Origin of the sequence: Salinicoccus siamensis (genome assembly GCF_042429615.1) — a bacterium.
In the GTDB taxonomy this organism is placed as follows: Bacteria; Bacillota; Bacilli; order Staphylococcales; family Salinicoccaceae; genus Salinicoccus; species Salinicoccus siamensis.
Genome location: NZ_JBHMAH010000004.1, coordinates 231,320 through 247,488, shown reverse-complemented (window position 1 = coordinate 247,488; position 16,169 = coordinate 231,320). Strand labels below are relative to the sequence as shown.

Genomic DNA, 16,169 nt, shown 5'->3' with positions numbered 1-16,169 from the left:
ATGAAGATCTCAATTAACCAGGCACCAAAACATGAAGGACAGAAGGTAACGATAGGATGCTGGCTGCTCCAGAAAAGAGGGAGTGGCAAGATTCAGTTCCTGCAACTTAGGGACGGTACAGGTTTCATGCAAGGCATCGTAGTAAAAGAAAATGACGAAAGTCTATTCGAAACCGCCAAGGGCCTCAACCAGGAAACCTCCATGTATATTACCGGCACCATTAAAGCTGATGACCGTTCTTCGTTTGGATATGAGATGGAAGTCGAGGACATTGAAATCATCCATGAGTCCCATGGGTATCCGATCACACCGAAAAACCACGGCGCTGAATTCCTTATGGACAACAGGCATCTGTGGCTGCGTTCGAAGAAGCAGCACGCTGTCATGAACATCCGCAACCAGATCATCAAGAGCACTTATGACTATTTCTTCGACAACGGCTACAAAAAGATCGATCCGCCGATACTGACAAGCAGTTCACCGGAAGGTACAACAGAGCTGTTCCATACGAAATATTTCGATGAAGATGCCTACCTCTCACAAAGCGGCCAACTATATGCAGAAGCGGCAGCAATGGCTCATGGAAAAGTGTTCTCTTTCGGACCTACATTCCGCGCCGAAAAATCGAAGACAAGGCGACACCTTATTGAGTTCTGGATGATCGAACCGGAAATGGCGTTCTATAAGCATGAGGACAGCCTTGAAGTTCAGGAACAGTATGTAGAATACCTGGTTACGCAAGTTCTGGAACACTGCAAGCTCGACCTTGAACGGCTTGACCGTGATACAACAGCGCTTGAGAGGATCAAAGCCCCGTTTCCGCGCATCACTTATACTGATGCGATAGAATTGTTGAAGGAAAAAGGTTTTGAAGATATAGAGTGGGGAGATGACTTCGGAGCGCCACATGAAACCGAAATCGCCAACCATTTCGATAAACCCGTCTTCATAATCAACTATCCAAAAGAGATAAAGTCATTCTATATGGAAGAAAATCCCGAGGATCCACGTACCGTCCTGTGTGCCGATCTGATTGCACCGGAAGGGTATGGAGAAGTCATTGGAGGCAGTGAAAGAATCCATGACTATGACACATTAAAACAAAGGATAGAAGAAAGCGGACTCAATCTTGATGCCTATGAATGGTATCTTGAATTGAGGAAGTACGGCAGTGTGCCGCATTCCGGCTTCGGACTCGGCCTCGAGCGTACTGTTGCCTGGCTGAGTGGTGTACAGCATGTCAGGGAAACAGCACCATTCCCACGTCTGCTCAACCGTCTCTATCCATAAAACCAATATCGCCGCAAGGCGATATTTTTATAAGGAGCTTTTATCATGCTTGCAGATTATATACAGTATATGAATGTGCCGGTCAATAAAATTCTGCTCGACAATTACTCTAAACTCGGGTTGGATGAGAAATCATTGATCATCGTCATAAGACTGTCTGATATCCGTCATAATTCAGCAGAACTGCCTGATTTCAAACACCTTTCTGAAGGGATGACGATATCATTTGGAGAAGTTTCGGATGTCATCCAACATCTGATCGAAAACGGGCTGCTTGAGGTCGAAACAGTCAAAGATGAAGGCCGGTATGTCGAACATTTCTCGCTCGAACCGCTGTTCAGGAAACTTCCACAGTTCATCGAGGAAAAAGCGGCAGAGCCGGACCCTTCGGAAATACGCTCGTTATTCGAATATATTGAAGCACTGTACGGCCGTGTCATCAGCCCGAATGAATTCGAAAGGATCAACAGCTGGCTTGAAGACCCAGCAAATAGTGCTGAGTCAATAAAAGAAGCTGTCGATCTTGCCTATCAGAATCAAGTGACATCCCTTCAGTATGTGGAGCGTATCCTAAGTCAGCCGAGAAGCAAGAAATCACCTCAAAACAGCACCCATATGCCCCTCAGATCTTGGTTGGAAGGAGAAGATGTCTTTGATTAGCCGGAAAAAAACCATAGAAATGATAGATAAGATTGACGCCATGTTTCCAGATGCCGAGTGTGAACTCATCCATGAGAACCCATTTGAACTGACTATAGCCGTCCTTCTATCGGCACAATGTACAGATAACCTTGTCAATAAGGTGACCCGTGAGCTCTTTAAGAAATATAAAGGGCCCGAGGATTTTATTGCGGTCGAGCAGGCTGAGCTGGAACAGGACATCAGATCAATCGGCCTATTTCGAAATAAGGCCAAAAACATCCAAAAATTAAGCAAAGATGTCATTGAGCGTTTTGACGGAATAATTCCTGATAATTACGATGACCTGGTCAGCCTCGCTGGAGTCGGCAGAAAAACCGCAAATGTTGTACTTTCAGTGGCATTCGGCGTCCCGAGAATTGCGGTGGACACGCATGTCGAACGTGTATCCAAGCGATTAGGCATTGCACGGTACAAAGACTCTGTGCTTGAGGTGGAACAGACCCTTATGAAGAAAGTCCCTGAAGATAGATGGAGTAAGACCCATCATCAGATGATTTTTTTCGGCAGATACCACTGCACTGCGAGAAACCCGAAGTGTGAAGCGTGTCCGCTTCTCGACGATTGTAGGGAAGGGCAAAAACGTATGAAGAAGGCAGGGCTACTGTGACGATCGAGGCAGTCTACGGTTCACTCATCAAAAATGCCCGTCAGCCTGACCATGATCTTTACGACAAATACTATTCACTCGTCACCGATCATATCCAAAAGCACTTATCGGAACTAGAAACAGACGATCATCCAGAAGTCCTCCCCCTTAACTACTGCGACAGGATTTCTTATATAAAAGCCAATCCCTATAAATACCACAGCATCGTCCAGTTGAATTTGATCTATACGGAATTCGTTAAAAAGTACGCCTCCTATTGCGTCAGGAGGAACAAAAAATAAGCACCCCAGGCAGGGGTGCTTATTTTTATGCCGCTTCATCTGTTTCTTCTTCCGTCTGCTCCTCCACTGGCTCTTCAACAGAAGGCGCCGCTTCTTCCGTCTGCTCCTCAGTCGGTTCAGAAGTCGGTTCTTCAGTCCGCTCTTCAGTGGCTTCTTCCTGGGTCGGCTCTTCAGTCGTTTCTTCCTGGACCGGTTCAGAAGTCGTTTCCTCAGTCGGCTCTTCGGTAGTCTCTTCCTGTGTTGATGGTTCAGTAGTATTTTCCTGCGTGCTTGGTTCTTCTTCACTTTCTGTAATGACCTGACTTGGTTCTTCTACTGTTTTCTCGGTTTCAGTATTCTGTTGTTGTCTTCTGCCGGTTTCTGTAGACTGAAGTCCTTCATTGCCCTGAACGGCGAGTTCATTGCCGTTCACCTGGACAACGCTATCAGGCCTTGCGAAATCTTGTCCATTATAGGTGCTGATCGACTGCATGATGTCCCTGAAGAACCATTGCGGCGTAATGTGCTCATCCTGACCGACGAATGACGCCTCACCATTTTCAAGGGTTTTGTTGAATCCGGTCCACACACTCATTGTGTACTCGGGTGTGTATCCTACAATCCAGGCATCTTTCGCTGCATTGTCGGGCAGGTTATTCTCTTCCCTCAATTCTTTCGAGTAGGAAGTGGTTCCCGTTTTGGCGGCTATGTTCAAGCCATTCATTGGAATGAAGTCTGCACTGCCGTAAGGTTCAAAAGTGCCTTTTAGCATATCAGTCATCATGTAGGCTGTGTAATCTTCCATAGCCTTTTCGGATTCGCTCTCAAACTCTATGGTTTCACCTTCATCGGTGACGACGTAGCGGATTGACTGCGCTTCATTGTAAGTACCACCGTTGCCGAAAGAAGCATAGGCCTGGGCCATTTCCAGTGGACTGAACTGTGAATGGTCACCGCCCCCGAGCACATCGTTGAACGTCAACGACAGATCGTCTTCGTCCTCAGTGCTGTACTCAAGTCCGACATTTTCCGCAAATTCCTCAGGCGCATTTTCTCCCGCTTCTTCCTTTACGGCTTCAAAAGTCTTGACTGCCGGAATATTGAAGCTCTGCCTCAAGGCATCCCTCATCGTAACTTCGCCGTGATCCTGCATATCATAGTTGCTGATTGTATTGCTGAATCCTTCAGGTTGGTATTCCATTTCATCTTCAATGAGGTGATCCGTCCGCCATTTCATATGTTCTATGGCAGGGCCGTAGGAAAGGAAAGGCTTCATTGTAGACCCCACGTTCTTTTTGACCAATGCCTGGTTATGCATGACGACTTCACGGTAATCGCGTCCTCCAGAGACGGCGACCAGATCACCTGTCTGTGTATCCAGGATGGTGGACGCAATATTGAAGTGCTCGCTTTTGAATTTTTCATTATAATAATAATCTCTGTCATTGACCATCGTCTGAAGCTGCGCTTGGACACCACTGTCCATATTCGTATAGATCGACAAGCCGCTTGCCAGTGCTTCACCAAGCTCCATATCTTTAAATTTATCGTTCGTCTGCAGTTCCTGCTTGACCATATTGATATATGAGGCATATTCAGGATCTTCCGGTTCACTAGAAGCACGTTCTTCTTCCGAACGGCTCACCAGATTCGCTGTGATGTCCGTATTTATCGCTTCATTATACTGTTCTTCGGTGATGCGTTCATGATGCAGCATGAGGTTCAGGACAGTGTGGGCCCGGTTGGTTCCCGATTCGCCATCCACATATAGATTATACCGGTTGGGCAGCTGCGGCAAGCCGGCAAGGTAGGCTGTCTCCGCCAGGTTCAATTCATCAAGCTCTTTGTCGAAATAGTATTTTGATGCTGTCCTGATGCCGTATATCCCATCCGAGTAGTAGATTTTATTCAAGTACATCTCGAGTATCTCGTCCTTCGAATATTCCTGTTCCAGGCGATAGGCGAGATACGCTTCCTGTGCCTTTCGGGCGATGGTCTTCTCTTCGGTCAGAAAGACCCGTTTGACGACTTGCTGCGTGATCGTACTCGCTCCCTGACTGCCGAAACCGTCCGTAACATTATTGAGCACCGCTGCGCCGAGTCTCCGGAAATCCACAGCTCCATGTTCATAGAAACGGTCGTCCTCAACCGAAAGTACAGCATCAGTGACGTATTCCGGCGTATTGTCGATGTCCAGCAGTTCCCGCTTTTGGCCTTCAAACAGCTTCGTGACCAGCTCATCGTCCTTATCGTATATTTTAGCAGGTATCGGATCTTTCAGCTTTTCCTCGCTGAAGGCGGGGGCTTTCGATGCATAGTAGGCGAACAGGAAGGACCCGGCAACCAGCATAACCAGGCCGATGAGCAGGAGCCATAAAACTATGCGCTTGATTATTGATGACCTGGAGCGTTTTCCACCTTTCTTCTGTGGCTTCCCAGAACTTCTCTTATAATTTTGTGCCATTGTCATTCTCCATTCTCGAAATAGAATTCATCTACAGCGTCCAAATATTGGATGCGCGGGTTTATGGCCTGCTTAAGCAGGATGCTCTCATACTTGATGTCTTGATATCTGATTGATTTTCTGCCACCATCTTTATAAGCATCCCAAAACGGCAGGAACTTTTCAAAGGGCATCATATACGTTTCCCCGTAGAATGAAAAGCGGAGGATGATAAAGACTAAGCCGCCGTGCCTATGGCACCGTATCATATGGTCAACCTGGTGTTCATGTATGTTGATGAAGGGGAAACGGGACTCGTTGTGCGTTTCCTTAGCTTCAAAGTCTATATATTTTCCTCGATATATGCCATTGTAGTCGCTTGTCGACGGTACTTTAAAGTAGGCTTCGTCGATCTTGGCCCTGTTTCTTGACGGGTAGTCCACATTGACGATCTGCACGGGCGTCGGTTTCTTGTGTATGACGGCCCGTCCGGTCTCCAGGTAGAATTGATTGGTATGGTCAAGATCTTTTTCAAGCGTCATTCCCCGCGATCCGTAGCGGACCGTCCCGCTTCTCGACTTCTTCCGGGAAGCAGGATTGTTGTGCCGGGGCTTCGTGCCTTTAGGGTACTTCATGCCCATCACCTTTCGTTATTGTGTATGATGATATATCATTATACAATATTTATGCTGACTTAAACATTGATAATTATAGGAGGTGCAGCATTTTTGTCAAGAAACCCCTCTTTTTCCGAACTGCGCGCATTGCTTGATGAAGTTGCCCGGAGGTACGAGAAGGCCAGGGCGGGATACGAATTCGACTTCGGTGAGGAGATCGAACCGTTCCTTAAAGATAACGAAGAGACTGTGATGTCCATAAGGAACATGAAGACGGATTTCCGCTTCAACGCTGCCACCCGTGAAAAGGCCGAAGAGGAATTCATGGAACTCTTGATGGCTTGTCATATGCGCCGCTTCAGTAAGAAAGTCTACCGTGAGAAATACAAATTCCTCAACATGTGGCTGGCCCACGCCGAAAGGGAGGCGCTATTCTGATGCGGACACTGATCGCCGGCTATAGGCCTTATGAGCTCGGTATATTCAAATCGTCACAGCCTGAAGCCCAGGTGCTTAAAGACTTCATGAAATTCAAATTGAAGGAATATATCGATAACGGCACCGAATGGTTCATCATCCAAGGGTACACCGGCATCGAATTCTACGCCGCCTTGGCGATGATCGAGCTGAGAGAGGAATATACATTCAAGTATTCGGTGCTGAAGCCCTTCCACGGCTTCGACGAGCGGTACAAGGAGGACGATGCGCTGCTGTTGCACCAGATTTTAGATAACAGCGATCATCACCAGTTCATCTTCGACAGACCTTACGAATCTCCGCGGATGTTCCCGATGATCAACCGATTCCTGATCGACCATTCGGACCAGGCCCTCGTCGTATATGATGAACAGGCCGATTCAAAAACCCGATTCATATATGATCAAATGCTTGAACTAAAGGAAGATAGGCCGTATAATATTGAAAGAATACAATTTGACGAAATCAATGCTTTCATAGATTCCGCGTATGAGAGGTGATACAATGAGCGAGTACACGCTGAAGCTTTCAGCAAAAGATATATTCGAGAAAGAATTCGAAAAATCTATCAGAGGATTCAAGCCGATTGAAGTAGATAGTTTCCTTGATGATGTCATCAGCGACTATCAGAAGATGGCTGATATGAATAATAGCCTCAAAAGACTGGAAGATGAGAATGCCCGCCTCAAAAAGGAAGTAGAGGAACTGAGGATTCGTGTAGCGACTAAATCACGCTCCGTTGATAACCAGACGCAAAACCACCAGATCGATATACTCAAACGCTTGAGCAATCTGGAAAAAAAGGTGTTTGGACAGTCTAAAGTTAATTGATTCGAACCGGTATGTCTCGGATAATCGCTATGCACTCTGATGCATAGAGGAAAGTCCATGCTCACACACTTCTGAGATGAGTGTAGTGTTCGTGCCTGACGAAATAATAAGTCAGGGCAGCTTAAGGCTGACGGCGACGACAGGGCCTAAGTGAGAATATGGTCCCGGTAGTCATAAATGTGCCACAGTGACGTAGCTTCTGCAGAAATGCAGGAGGTGGAACGCGGTAAACCCCTCGAGTGAGCAATCCAAATTTGGTAGGAGCACTTTCCAATGGGAATTCAACCGGCGGAGAGATACTACTTTGTAGTATAGACAGATGATTATCACCACTGTGCGAGTGTAACTAGTGCACATGACAGCACGGTGGTACAGAACATGGCTTACAGAGACACCGGACTAGACACGCTCTCCATTACGAAATGGGGGGCTTTTATTTTATAGATTATGGGTCATACATAAAAAAAGAGAGGGTTTTTAGATGCAATTCAAACTGCTGGCAAACACACCAATGGGCGTAGAGAAGGTCGTCGCCGATGAAATAGAGGCGCTTGGCTATCCTGCGACACTCGAAAATGGACGTGTCTATTTTGAGGGCGATGAAACGGCCATCATCCGGACGAACTTGATGATGCGCACAGCCGACCGTATCCGCATCATAGTCGGGGATTTTGAAACGACATCCTTCGACGATCTTTTTGAACAGACGAAGGCATTGCCATGGTCGGACATCCTCGGTCCAGCGGCTGCGTTCCCCGTTACAGGCCGTTCCCATAAATCGACGCTGTACAGTGTACCCGACGTACAACGCATCGTGAAAAAAGCCATCGTCGAACATCTTAAAGAAGCATTCAACATTAAAGGCAAGCTGCCTGAAAATGGCCCGAGATACAAGGTGGATATCGCCATACTGAAAGACCGGGCAGTGCTGACCATCGACACAAGTGGCGATGCCCTCCATAAACGCGGCTACCGTACGGGGCAGGGGGAGGCGCCGATCAAAGAAACGTTGGCCGCTACCATGCTCAAACTGGCCAATTATGACGGCTCGAAAACTTTGATAGACCCCTTTGCCGGTTCTGGTACGATCGTGATTGAAGCCGCGTTGATGGCGCTCAATATCGCACCCGGTTCGAACCGTACTTTTGATGCTGAAAAATGGGACATCATCCCGGAGGCGGATTGGCAGAATATGCGTATGGAGTTAGAAGAAGCGGCCCTTTATGAGCGGGACATCAAAATCATCGCCGCTGATATCGATCCTGAAATGATATCAGTCGCTAAGGATAATGCCTTAGAAGTCGGCCTGCAAGATGATATTGAATTCCTGGTGTCCGATATCCATGATTTTGAGATTGAAGATGAAGATGCCCAACTGGTGACCAATCCACCTTACGGCGAACGCATCGGGGAGGCAAAAGAAGTCGAAGAGATGTACAGACGGCTTGGCGATATGATGGTTGCCGACCCGACGCTGAGCGTCTATCTGATGACTTCAAATAAAATGTTCGAACATATAGTAGGGAAGCGTGCGACGAAGCGCCGTAAACTGTTCAACGGCTATATAGAGACCACGTACTTCCAATATTGGGGAAAGCGGGGGAATGAATAATTGTCTGGAACCGCTACCCTTGAAACCCTGTATAAACTACGTAAAGAGATTCTGAAGTCCGACAATGCATTTCTGGTGTCACAGATTGACCATGCCATTATGAAAACTTATAGGGGCCAGCTTGTATTTTCATTCATCGGTCATTTCTCTGCAGGGAAATCCAGTTTGGTCAATCATCTTCTTGACCGCGATATCCTGCCTTCATCGCCAGTGCCGACCACAAGCAACACCGTATCGGTGGAAATCGGTGAAGCGGAGGAGATCCAGGCCTTCATCGACCAATATAGATACATTCCACTGGAAGACTACAGCGCGCTCAGGGAGTTGAACACGGGTGACTTGGACATTGCGTCGATCTCGATGAAAGTAGCCCATCCAGTATTCAAGGAAAAGACGGTCTTCCAGGATACGCCGGGTGTCGATTCAAGAACCGACAGTCATGAAGACAGTGCCAACCGCTTCCTGCTGAACAGTGACTACATCTTCTTTACAGTCGAATACAATCACGTCGAAAGCGAACATAATCTAAGGCTGCTAAAAGAGATTTCAGAGATGAACATCCCGTTCTCCCTGATCATCAACCAGATCGATAAGCATGACGATGGGGAACTGGCCATGGACACCTTCATCGCACGCATCAAAAAGACATTGAGCCAATGGCGCATCATGCCGGAGAAAGTGTTTACAACTTCCATCTATGATTCCCCGCATAATGATGTAAAGGCGCTGGCTGCGCACATCTCACAAGTCGAATCGCACCGCGGGGCATATGAGGCGGCGTACCATGAACGTATTGTAGACAATATCGAAAGCCGTCAACTGTATTATCTGGATGACCAGATCTCTTCTCTACAGGAGCGCCTGGGACTTGAAGAAGGTGTCCAGAAAGAGGGTGTAGAGGACCATATCGATTATCTCGAAAAGGAAGATGACCAGAACAGGATTGCAGCACTTCACTCCGACCCAGACCAGTTGAAGACACATATACAGGATAAAGTGAAGGCAATCGCAAAGGACAGCTATCTATATCCCCACCCCGTGAAGTCCGCGATCACCGAATTTTTGAAGGTATTATCCGGCGACATCAAACCAGGGGGGTTCTTTGGCAAGCAAAAGAAGTACCAGTCACTATATGAGTCCCAGCGCACAAAGATCGGTGAGGAGATTCAACCCGTCATCCAATCTGAAATAAACGCCCCGGTGAATGCCTTCTTTGATACGCTCACTCTAGAAGGGGCGCCTTTCCGGTACATTTGGAATGATGAACTGCTGTCTGAGGAAGACATCACCACCCTTTCTTCCCAGTACATCATGAACTATTTGGACAAGTTGAAAGCCAGGATTGAAAAAGACGTCACCACATCTGCATTGGCGCATGCCGCCACATTATCCGCAGCCACTGAAGGGACACGGACTGAAGACCATTCGGATGAGATTGATGATGCGAAACATCTGGCGGCATTGCTTGCCTTGAAGGAGTCCCTAGGCACTGCCAACTACAGGCATTTCTATATCCATCTGGACGACGAGACCGACAAGCTTGAACTGACGGAAGCGGTGAGCCGTGATGTGGCCCGAACCGAAACGGAGCGCCCCGAATCGAGAGGGTATGAAGCACCTGCACCACAAAACATGGACATCGATCAGTTCGAATATCTCCTGAAGATCCTAAAACCGCATCCGCGCTATGCGGAGTTCGCTGCAATAATCAACGAGAAGCTCAAACGCATCCATGACGGTAAAGTCAACATCAGCGTCTTCGGTGGCTTCAGCGCCGGCAAAACGACGTTCATCAATGCATTGATGGGTCAGGCCCGACTGGCTGCAAGCCCGAATCCGACCACCGCGACAATCACTGAGATATCGAACGTGGGCGAGTCGCGGGCACTCTATAAGACAGAAGCGGATATCGTCCAGTCGCTTCAAGTGATCACCAATCAGGAGGGTCAGTCCATCACTGATTTCATCCCTTGGATCAAACGCCATAAAAATAATGTCAAAGAAGCCTACATTCCGTTCCTAAACGGCATATTGACGCATTACGACGCCCATCGTGATGATCTGGGCAAGGAAATCAGCATGTCCGAAGATAAACTTATAGAAAAGATCAGTGCAGACGAAGAAGCGATCTTCATCCATAAGGCATATCTGGCCGTCGATAATGAATTGACACAGCGCTTTTCCATCGTCGATTCACCAGGCATCAACTCGATCAACGAACGCCATACAGAGGAGACGCACCACATCATCTCAGACAGTGATATGATCATATACGTCTCCTACTACAATCATGTCTTCAGCCGTTCCGATGAGCGCTTCCTACAGTATATAAAATCGATAAAAGGCAGCGCCTTCCCGATCATCTTCATCATCAATGCGGTGGATCTGATGCGGACCGAGGCAGACTTGGAAAAAGTCATGGACTATACCCACGAGTCGCTTGATCACCTCGAGATCAGCCATAAAGTATTCCCGGTCTCGAGCAAACAAGCAGTGACGTCCCATAATGCTCAGTTTGAAGCGGCCAAGGCGGAAATCACCGAGATTGCCAACAATAATGCCATAGGCATGCAGTATCAGTCGCTTAGGGAAACGGCCAACCAGCTGGAAGAAGCAGTGGCTTCCAATATGCGACGGTACCACAATCAGAATGAGGAAAAGGATCGCATTGAAACGCTTCGGCGTCGTCTCCTTGAAACGCTTGCCGACTACAGTGCACAGCAATTTGCACATACCCTGCAGCAGGAGATTGACATCATCCTCTCCCATACTGAAAAGCAGCTGAAGCTTAAACTCTACGATTACTTGAAATACTTGATATCGGCTGCGGACATAAAAGAACGGAATTTCATCGCTGACAATCTGACGGCGCTCTCCAATGACATCAACCAGCACCTTGGACTTGAACTTGCCACAAGTTTCAACGCAGTCTACCACAAGGCTGATGCCGAGCTGATGCAGTCCTTGACAGCCATCAACGAAGACTTGGGCAAAGCCATGATCGCCAGCCGTATTGAAGACGGCCGTGTGCCGAGGCCACAGCCGGAACTGCGCATCAAACCGCAAGTCCTGTTGGACCATCAAAAAGCGCTGCATAAATCGAGAAGCCAACCTAAAGCATTCAGGAGCCTGCTACTCGAGCTGTCCGAGGCGATTGTCGGCTCCATCGATTTCGAGGCGCTAAAAAAGGAGCTAGTGCAGATGGCAGATGAGTATCTGACAGCCAAAGACGCCGTTTTGGACGATGAACTCACCACTGTCTCACACGCATTGAATGAACCGCTTGCTGATATCAGCGAAACGGACTATGAAGAAGACCAGGCACTTTTCGAACAACTGAGAAGGCATAAAGGAGATTAAAAAATGATTATCGACAGTACCGACAATAATCTACGTGGCACACAGTTCATGCCCATCGATTGCCGTAATGTCATGGATGATCTAGATGCATCCGCCGCGATGGTGGCAGACACACCATATCTAGGCCTCCATATTCCCCAAAAGCCATGGATGTTCACATCAGAAGGCCTAAATGAAGGGCGTCATCCCATACCACCGGGCTCAGTGGTAGGCGGACTTTATGATGCACTGAAGCAAGACACGGATGCCGAACTGCTTCTGTTGGATAAGGAGGACGCATTCTTTCATACACGCCTCTATTATCTATTCCAGCTATACGGTTTCCATGCCATGCTGTGGAATGACGCGTGCGAGAACCTAAAAGATTCCGGCCTCACGCTACTGGAGCACACGCCTTCCTTCCCGGATGAAGTTGATGAATCCCGTGAGGTACAGCCTCCAGATGTATCGATGCTCGCCACACTAGAAGACGTGGAGCATGCTGTGGGCATTGATGATGTGCTGCTGATCGACGTCAGGGCACATAACCGCTACCTCGGTGACACGGAGCCGATCGACTTTAAGAAAGGGCATATACCAGGCGCTGTAAATATCCCGTATTCCGACGTCTTTGAATCAGGCCGCTTGAATATAACCAGTCTGGAGCACCTCAGGCCCTTCCTGTCGGAATTCAGGGAACTCATAGTCTATTGCGGCTCGGGCATGAGTGCGACCCCGCCTTATTATGTACTTGAAAGCATGGATTTGCCGGTACGCCTCTATGGCGGCAGCTTCTCGGAATGGATCCGCCATCACGATGTGGAGACCGGTGTGTCGACCATGCATGAAAGGATGGCAAAATTTGAAGGATAAAAATCTGATCATAGACGGCATGGCGCTCCTGTTCCGTCATTTCTACGCCACCAGTTTCAGGCAGCAGTTCATGTACAGTGCCTTCGACAGGCCGACCAACGGCGTGCAGGGGGTTGTGCGCCATGTCTTCAAGCTGGTTGAAACCGTACAGCCGACCCGACTCATCATCACATGGGACATGGGGTCACAGACGATCCGCAACGACTGGTATCCAGACTATAAAAAGAACCGCACAGCCCCGCCTGATGAGCTGATTCCGCAATTCGACCACATCAAGGAAGTATTTGATGACTTAGGCATCTTCCAAATCGGCATCAGGGGCTACGAAGCGGACGACATCATCGGTACGCTGTCGACCACGTTCGATGATGTCGTCATGGTCAGCGGTGACCGCGACCTCCTTCAGCTTCTGGATGAAGAGAATGAGCTGTGGCTGACGAAGAAAGGCTATACCGAGTACCATCACTATACAAAAGAGCGTTTTATACTGGAACATGGCATCACCCCTCGGCAATTCATCGATGTCAAGGCGCTGATGGGGGATGCAAGTGACGGCTATAAAGGCGTCAAAGGCGTGGGTGAGAAAACCGCATTCAAGCTGATACGGGAATATGGCAATATAGACAATATGCTGACTAATCTCGACACCCTGACACCAGCACTGAGAAAGAAGATTGAAGCGGATATGGCATCTTTGAGGATTGCCCACCAGCTGGCGAAGATCATTACCGATGTCCCGCTTGACGCAAGGGAGATAAGTGAATCGAGCATACTGCGCCTATCCCTTCAGGACGTCGATCAGGTGCTCTTGGCACATGATCTGTCCATCGCCAGAAAATATGTAGGGAAGCTCGGTCTCTAGGAGGGTCTGTATGACACGTGTATATATAGATGCAGCAGCCGGCACCAACCCGAAGGCTGCTGCCGGCGCTGTAGTCTTCAAGGATGACGCTGGACAAAAAGAATTCACCGCTTATCTCGGGGAGATGGATAACCATGAGGCGGAGTGGGCGGTTTTGGAATTTGCGGTAGATAAGGCGCTTGAGCATGGATATCGTTCACTGATCATCCACACCGATTCAAAGGTCATTGCAGATAGCTTCGATAAAAACCACGTCAAAAATAAAGTGTTCCGAAAATATTTTATGAGTGTTTCAGATAAGTTAGGGGAAATGGCTTTGTTCATCATCAGTTGGACCCCGAGGAATAAAAATAGACACGCTGATGCACTCGCTAAAGACGCACTGTTCAGGCACCGGAAAAACTGATTGTGTGGCCCTGCCTTTTGTTATGGAAGGAACTTCGTTATAATCAGTGGAGGAGGTTGAAAAGTGAACACAGATGTACTTGAAAAAATTAATGATCTAGAAGAAAAGTACTGTCATGGCTGCCTTCTCAAAGAATTGAACCGTTCCGAAGGCAGCAGGACAGCTGCACATAATTTCTGCATCCATGAGTGTTCGGTCGGCATTTCGATACGGACGCATGGCAATAAACTTCAATAGGAGGATATATAATGGAAATCGTAAAAATTGAACCGACACCAAGTCCCAATACAATGAAAATCACTGTGAGTGAAGAGAAGAAGGAAATGAAGTCATCGACTTACCGCGCTGTTTCAGATGAGGCACCTGAGTTCATCAACCGCGTACTTGAATTGGAGGATGTCACAAGCGTCTTCCACGCCCTCAATTTCATCTCGGTCGACAAGTCACCGAAGGCGGACTGGGAGACGCTCATTCCTCAGATCGAGCAAACTTTCGATTCCAATAATGACGATGAAGTAAAAAAAAACTAGAATCTGAAAATGCTTTTGGCTCCGTCTCAGCCCAGGTGCTTACCTTCAAGGGCATACCCTACCAGATCAAGCTCAACGATGGCCAGGAACACCGCAGGCAGCTGCCAGAACGTTTCACCGATGCCGTGGAAGCGGCAACCCTTCCTGAAGACAACATCATAATGCTCAGGAAATGGGAGGACTATGGCACCAGATACGGGGAACCCGAATCAATCTTCGAAGAGTTGACTGAAGAGCTTGAGGCGCTCCATGACGATGAAGTGCTTAAGACCATGGTGGAGGAAGCAAAGACAAAGAAGGCCCCGGAGCCAAAACGCTACTTCAAGGTGGAGAAGTCCGAATTCACTGCACGCGACAACTGGAAGGAACGCCTGTGGCTGCTTAATCATATGGAGACACCCACACAGGATGATTATCCCGTCCTATCCATCGCCCTGGAAGATGAAAAGATGCAGATCAGGCGGGAAGCGGTGAGTCTGCTGGCAATGATTGAGGAGCGTGAGACGCTGCCTTACCTTAAGAAAGCCTTGCAGGATCGTTCCGTACCTGTCAGACGGACTGCTGGTGATGCATACAGTGACCTTGGATACGAAGAAGGATTGCCGGATATCTATCCTCTACTCGGCGACAAGAGCCCGATCGTAAGGTGGCGTGCAGCAATGTTCATATATGAGGTCGGCGATGAAGAGAGCCTGTCTCATTTGAAGGCGCATAAAGATGATCCGCAGTACGATGTACGACTGCAGATCGAAATGGCCATCACCCGTATAGAGCAGGGCGAAGAAGCCCTCGGCAGCGTATGGAAGCAAATTCAGGAAAGGGAGCGATAATATGAACGCCTATGAAGAGTACATGAAGGAAATGGCACGTCCGATGCGTGAAGAATTGACTGGCATGGCTTTCAATGATCTTACTACAGCAGAAGAAGTCGATCGGTTCATGAAGGGCATCGGCAAAGATGAAACCGCCTTTGTGGTTGTAAACAGTGTCTGTGGTTGTGCAGCGGGACTCGCACGGCCTGCTGCCGTAACTGTAGCGGAACAGAACCCCATCAAGCCGGATCATAAGGCAACGGTGTTCGCCGGCCAGGACAAGGAAGCGACTGAACGTATGCGCGAGTACATCGGTCAAGCGCCTTCCAGCCCTTCCATGGCCCTTTTCAAAGGGGATGCACTTGTTCATTTCGTGCCCCGGGAAAATATCGAGGGCCGGGATGTGCATGACATCATGATGGACTTGAAGGAAGCGTTTGATGAAAATTGTTCAAAATAAAAACAGGAAAGGCCAAGCCTTTCCTGTTTTTATTGGATAGGATCTACT

The 16,169-nt window shown here is 48.2% G+C and carries 16 protein-coding genes, 1 other RNA gene and 1 pseudogene; 16 read left to right on the top strand and 2 right to left on the bottom strand.

Annotated features, from left to right (window positions below):
* From asnS to ACFFLE_RS01905, 4 genes are read left to right on the top strand one after another with little or no spacing between them, the layout of a single operon-like run.
* The gene (gene asnS, locus ACFFLE_RS01920; RefSeq protein WP_380569487.1) at positions 1-1,290 is read left to right on the top strand and encodes an asparagine--tRNA ligase; all 1,290 of its coding nucleotides are present in this window, start codon (positions 1-3) and stop codon (positions 1,288-1,290) included.
* A gap of 45 nt (positions 1,291-1,335) precedes the next feature.
* Positions 1,336-1,950: a DnaD domain-containing protein gene (locus ACFFLE_RS01915; RefSeq protein ID WP_380569486.1), complete on the top strand. Its 615-nt coding sequence runs from the start codon at positions 1,336-1,338 to the stop codon at positions 1,948-1,950.
* Positions 1,943-2,599 (top strand): endonuclease III, encoded by a 657-nt coding sequence (gene nth, locus ACFFLE_RS01910; RefSeq protein WP_380569485.1) that lies wholly within the window; start codon positions 1,943-1,945, stop codon positions 2,597-2,599. Before ACFFLE_RS01915 ends, nth begins: the two co-directional genes overlap by 8 nt.
* A complete protein-coding gene (locus ACFFLE_RS01905; protein WP_380569484.1) occupies positions 2,596-2,880 on the top strand; it encodes a YpoC family protein in 285 nt (94 codons plus the stop codon). The genes nth and ACFFLE_RS01905 overlap by 4 nt, the downstream gene beginning before the upstream one ends.
* Positions 2,881-2,905: 25 nt before the next feature.
* Here the strand turns inward: ACFFLE_RS01905 and ACFFLE_RS01900 are convergent, their stop codons facing one another.
* Both ACFFLE_RS01900 and recU read right to left on the bottom strand, forming a co-directional pair.
* Positions 2,906-5,323: a transglycosylase domain-containing protein gene (locus tag ACFFLE_RS01900; protein WP_380569483.1), complete on the bottom strand. Its 2,418-nt coding sequence runs from the start codon at positions 5,321-5,323 to the stop codon at positions 2,906-2,908.
* A 2-nt stretch (positions 5,324-5,325) separates the two neighbouring features.
* A complete protein-coding gene (recU, locus tag ACFFLE_RS01895) occupies positions 5,326-5,943 on the bottom strand; it encodes a Holliday junction resolvase RecU (RefSeq protein WP_380569482.1) in 618 nt (205 codons plus the stop codon).
* Positions 5,944-6,030: 87 nt separating this feature from the next.
* Here recU and ACFFLE_RS01890 point away from each other — a divergent pair, with 87 nt between their 5' ends.
* From ACFFLE_RS01890 to ACFFLE_RS01835, 12 genes and pseudogenes are all read left to right on the top strand, one after another.
* On the top strand, positions 6,031-6,357 hold the full coding sequence (locus ACFFLE_RS01890) for a DUF1798 family protein (RefSeq protein WP_380569481.1): 327 nt from the start codon (positions 6,031-6,033) through the stop codon (positions 6,355-6,357).
* Positions 6,357-6,896 (top strand): SLOG family protein, encoded by a 540-nt coding sequence (locus ACFFLE_RS01885; protein ID WP_380569480.1) that lies wholly within the window; start codon positions 6,357-6,359, stop codon positions 6,894-6,896. The genes ACFFLE_RS01890 and ACFFLE_RS01885 overlap by 1 nt, the downstream gene beginning before the upstream one ends.
* 4 nt (positions 6,897-6,900) lie before the next feature.
* Complete coding sequence (gpsB, locus tag ACFFLE_RS01880; protein WP_380569479.1) at positions 6,901-7,227, top strand: cell division regulator GpsB; 327 nt, start codon at positions 6,901-6,903, stop codon at positions 7,225-7,227.
* Between the two features lie 12 nt (positions 7,228-7,239).
* An RNA gene (gene rnpB / locus ACFFLE_RS01875) (RNase P RNA component class B) lies at positions 7,240-7,618 on the top strand.
* 90 nt (positions 7,619-7,708) lie between these two features.
* Positions 7,709-8,839: a THUMP domain-containing class I SAM-dependent RNA methyltransferase gene (locus ACFFLE_RS01870; protein WP_380569478.1), complete on the top strand. Its 1,131-nt coding sequence runs from the start codon at positions 7,709-7,711 to the stop codon at positions 8,837-8,839.
* Positions 8,840-12,199 carry a dynamin family protein gene (locus tag ACFFLE_RS01865; protein ID WP_380569477.1) on the top strand — a complete coding sequence of 1,120 codons (3,360 nt, stop codon included), beginning with the start codon at positions 8,840-8,842 and terminating at the stop codon, positions 12,197-12,199.
* Between the two features lie 3 nt (positions 12,200-12,202).
* Positions 12,203-13,051, top strand: a complete 849-nt coding sequence (locus ACFFLE_RS01860) for a sulfurtransferase (protein WP_380569476.1) — start codon at positions 12,203-12,205, stop codon at positions 13,049-13,051.
* On the top strand, positions 13,041-13,913 hold the full coding sequence (locus ACFFLE_RS01855) for a 5'-3' exonuclease (protein ID WP_380569475.1): 873 nt from the start codon (positions 13,041-13,043) through the stop codon (positions 13,911-13,913). Before ACFFLE_RS01860 ends, ACFFLE_RS01855 begins: the two co-directional genes overlap by 11 nt.
* A gap of 10 nt (positions 13,914-13,923) precedes the next feature.
* Positions 13,924-14,319 carry a ribonuclease HI family protein gene (locus tag ACFFLE_RS01850; protein WP_380569474.1) on the top strand — a complete coding sequence of 132 codons (396 nt, stop codon included), beginning with the start codon at positions 13,924-13,926 and terminating at the stop codon, positions 14,317-14,319.
* 63 nt (positions 14,320-14,382) lie between these two features.
* A complete protein-coding gene (locus tag ACFFLE_RS01845) occupies positions 14,383-14,556 on the top strand; it encodes a zinc-finger domain-containing protein (RefSeq protein WP_380569473.1) in 174 nt (57 codons plus the stop codon).
* 11 nt (positions 14,557-14,567) lie between these two features.
* A pseudogene (locus ACFFLE_RS01840) lies at positions 14,568-15,679 on the top strand (conserved virulence factor C family protein).
* A gap of 1 nt (position 15,680) precedes the next feature.
* Positions 15,681-16,121, top strand: coding sequence for a BrxA/BrxB family bacilliredoxin (locus ACFFLE_RS01835; RefSeq protein ID WP_380569472.1), 441 nt, complete (start codon positions 15,681-15,683; stop codon positions 16,119-16,121).
* The last annotated feature ends 48 nt before the right edge of the window (positions 16,122-16,169 follow it).

What these genes read in the sequence shown, in the direction of transcription:
- asnS (WP_380569487.1), top strand. Translation starts at nt 1, where the DNA reads ATGAAGATCTCAATTAACCAGGCACCAAAACATGAAGGACAGAAGGTA.
- ACFFLE_RS01915 (WP_380569486.1), top strand. Translation starts at nt 1,336, where the DNA reads ATGCTTGCAGATTATATACAGTATATGAATGTGCCGGTCAATAAAATT.
- ACFFLE_RS01900 (WP_380569483.1), bottom strand. Translation starts at nt 5,323, where the DNA reads ATGGCACAAAATTATAAGAGAAGTTCTGGGAAGCCACAGAAGAAAGGT.
- recU (WP_380569482.1), bottom strand. Translation starts at nt 5,943, where the DNA reads ATGGGCATGAAGTACCCTAAAGGCACGAAGCCCCGGCACAACAATCCT.
- ACFFLE_RS01885 (WP_380569480.1), top strand. Translation starts at nt 6,357, where the DNA reads ATGCGGACACTGATCGCCGGCTATAGGCCTTATGAGCTCGGTATATTC.
- gpsB (WP_380569479.1), top strand. Translation starts at nt 6,901, where the DNA reads ATGAGCGAGTACACGCTGAAGCTTTCAGCAAAAGATATATTCGAGAAA.
- ACFFLE_RS01870 (WP_380569478.1), top strand. Translation starts at nt 7,709, where the DNA reads ATGCAATTCAAACTGCTGGCAAACACACCAATGGGCGTAGAGAAGGTC.
- ACFFLE_RS01860 (WP_380569476.1), top strand. Translation starts at nt 12,203, where the DNA reads ATGATTATCGACAGTACCGACAATAATCTACGTGGCACACAGTTCATG.
- ACFFLE_RS01850 (WP_380569474.1), top strand. Translation starts at nt 13,924, where the DNA reads ATGACACGTGTATATATAGATGCAGCAGCCGGCACCAACCCGAAGGCT.
- ACFFLE_RS01835 (WP_380569472.1), top strand. Translation starts at nt 15,681, where the DNA reads ATGAACGCCTATGAAGAGTACATGAAGGAAATGGCACGTCCGATGCGT.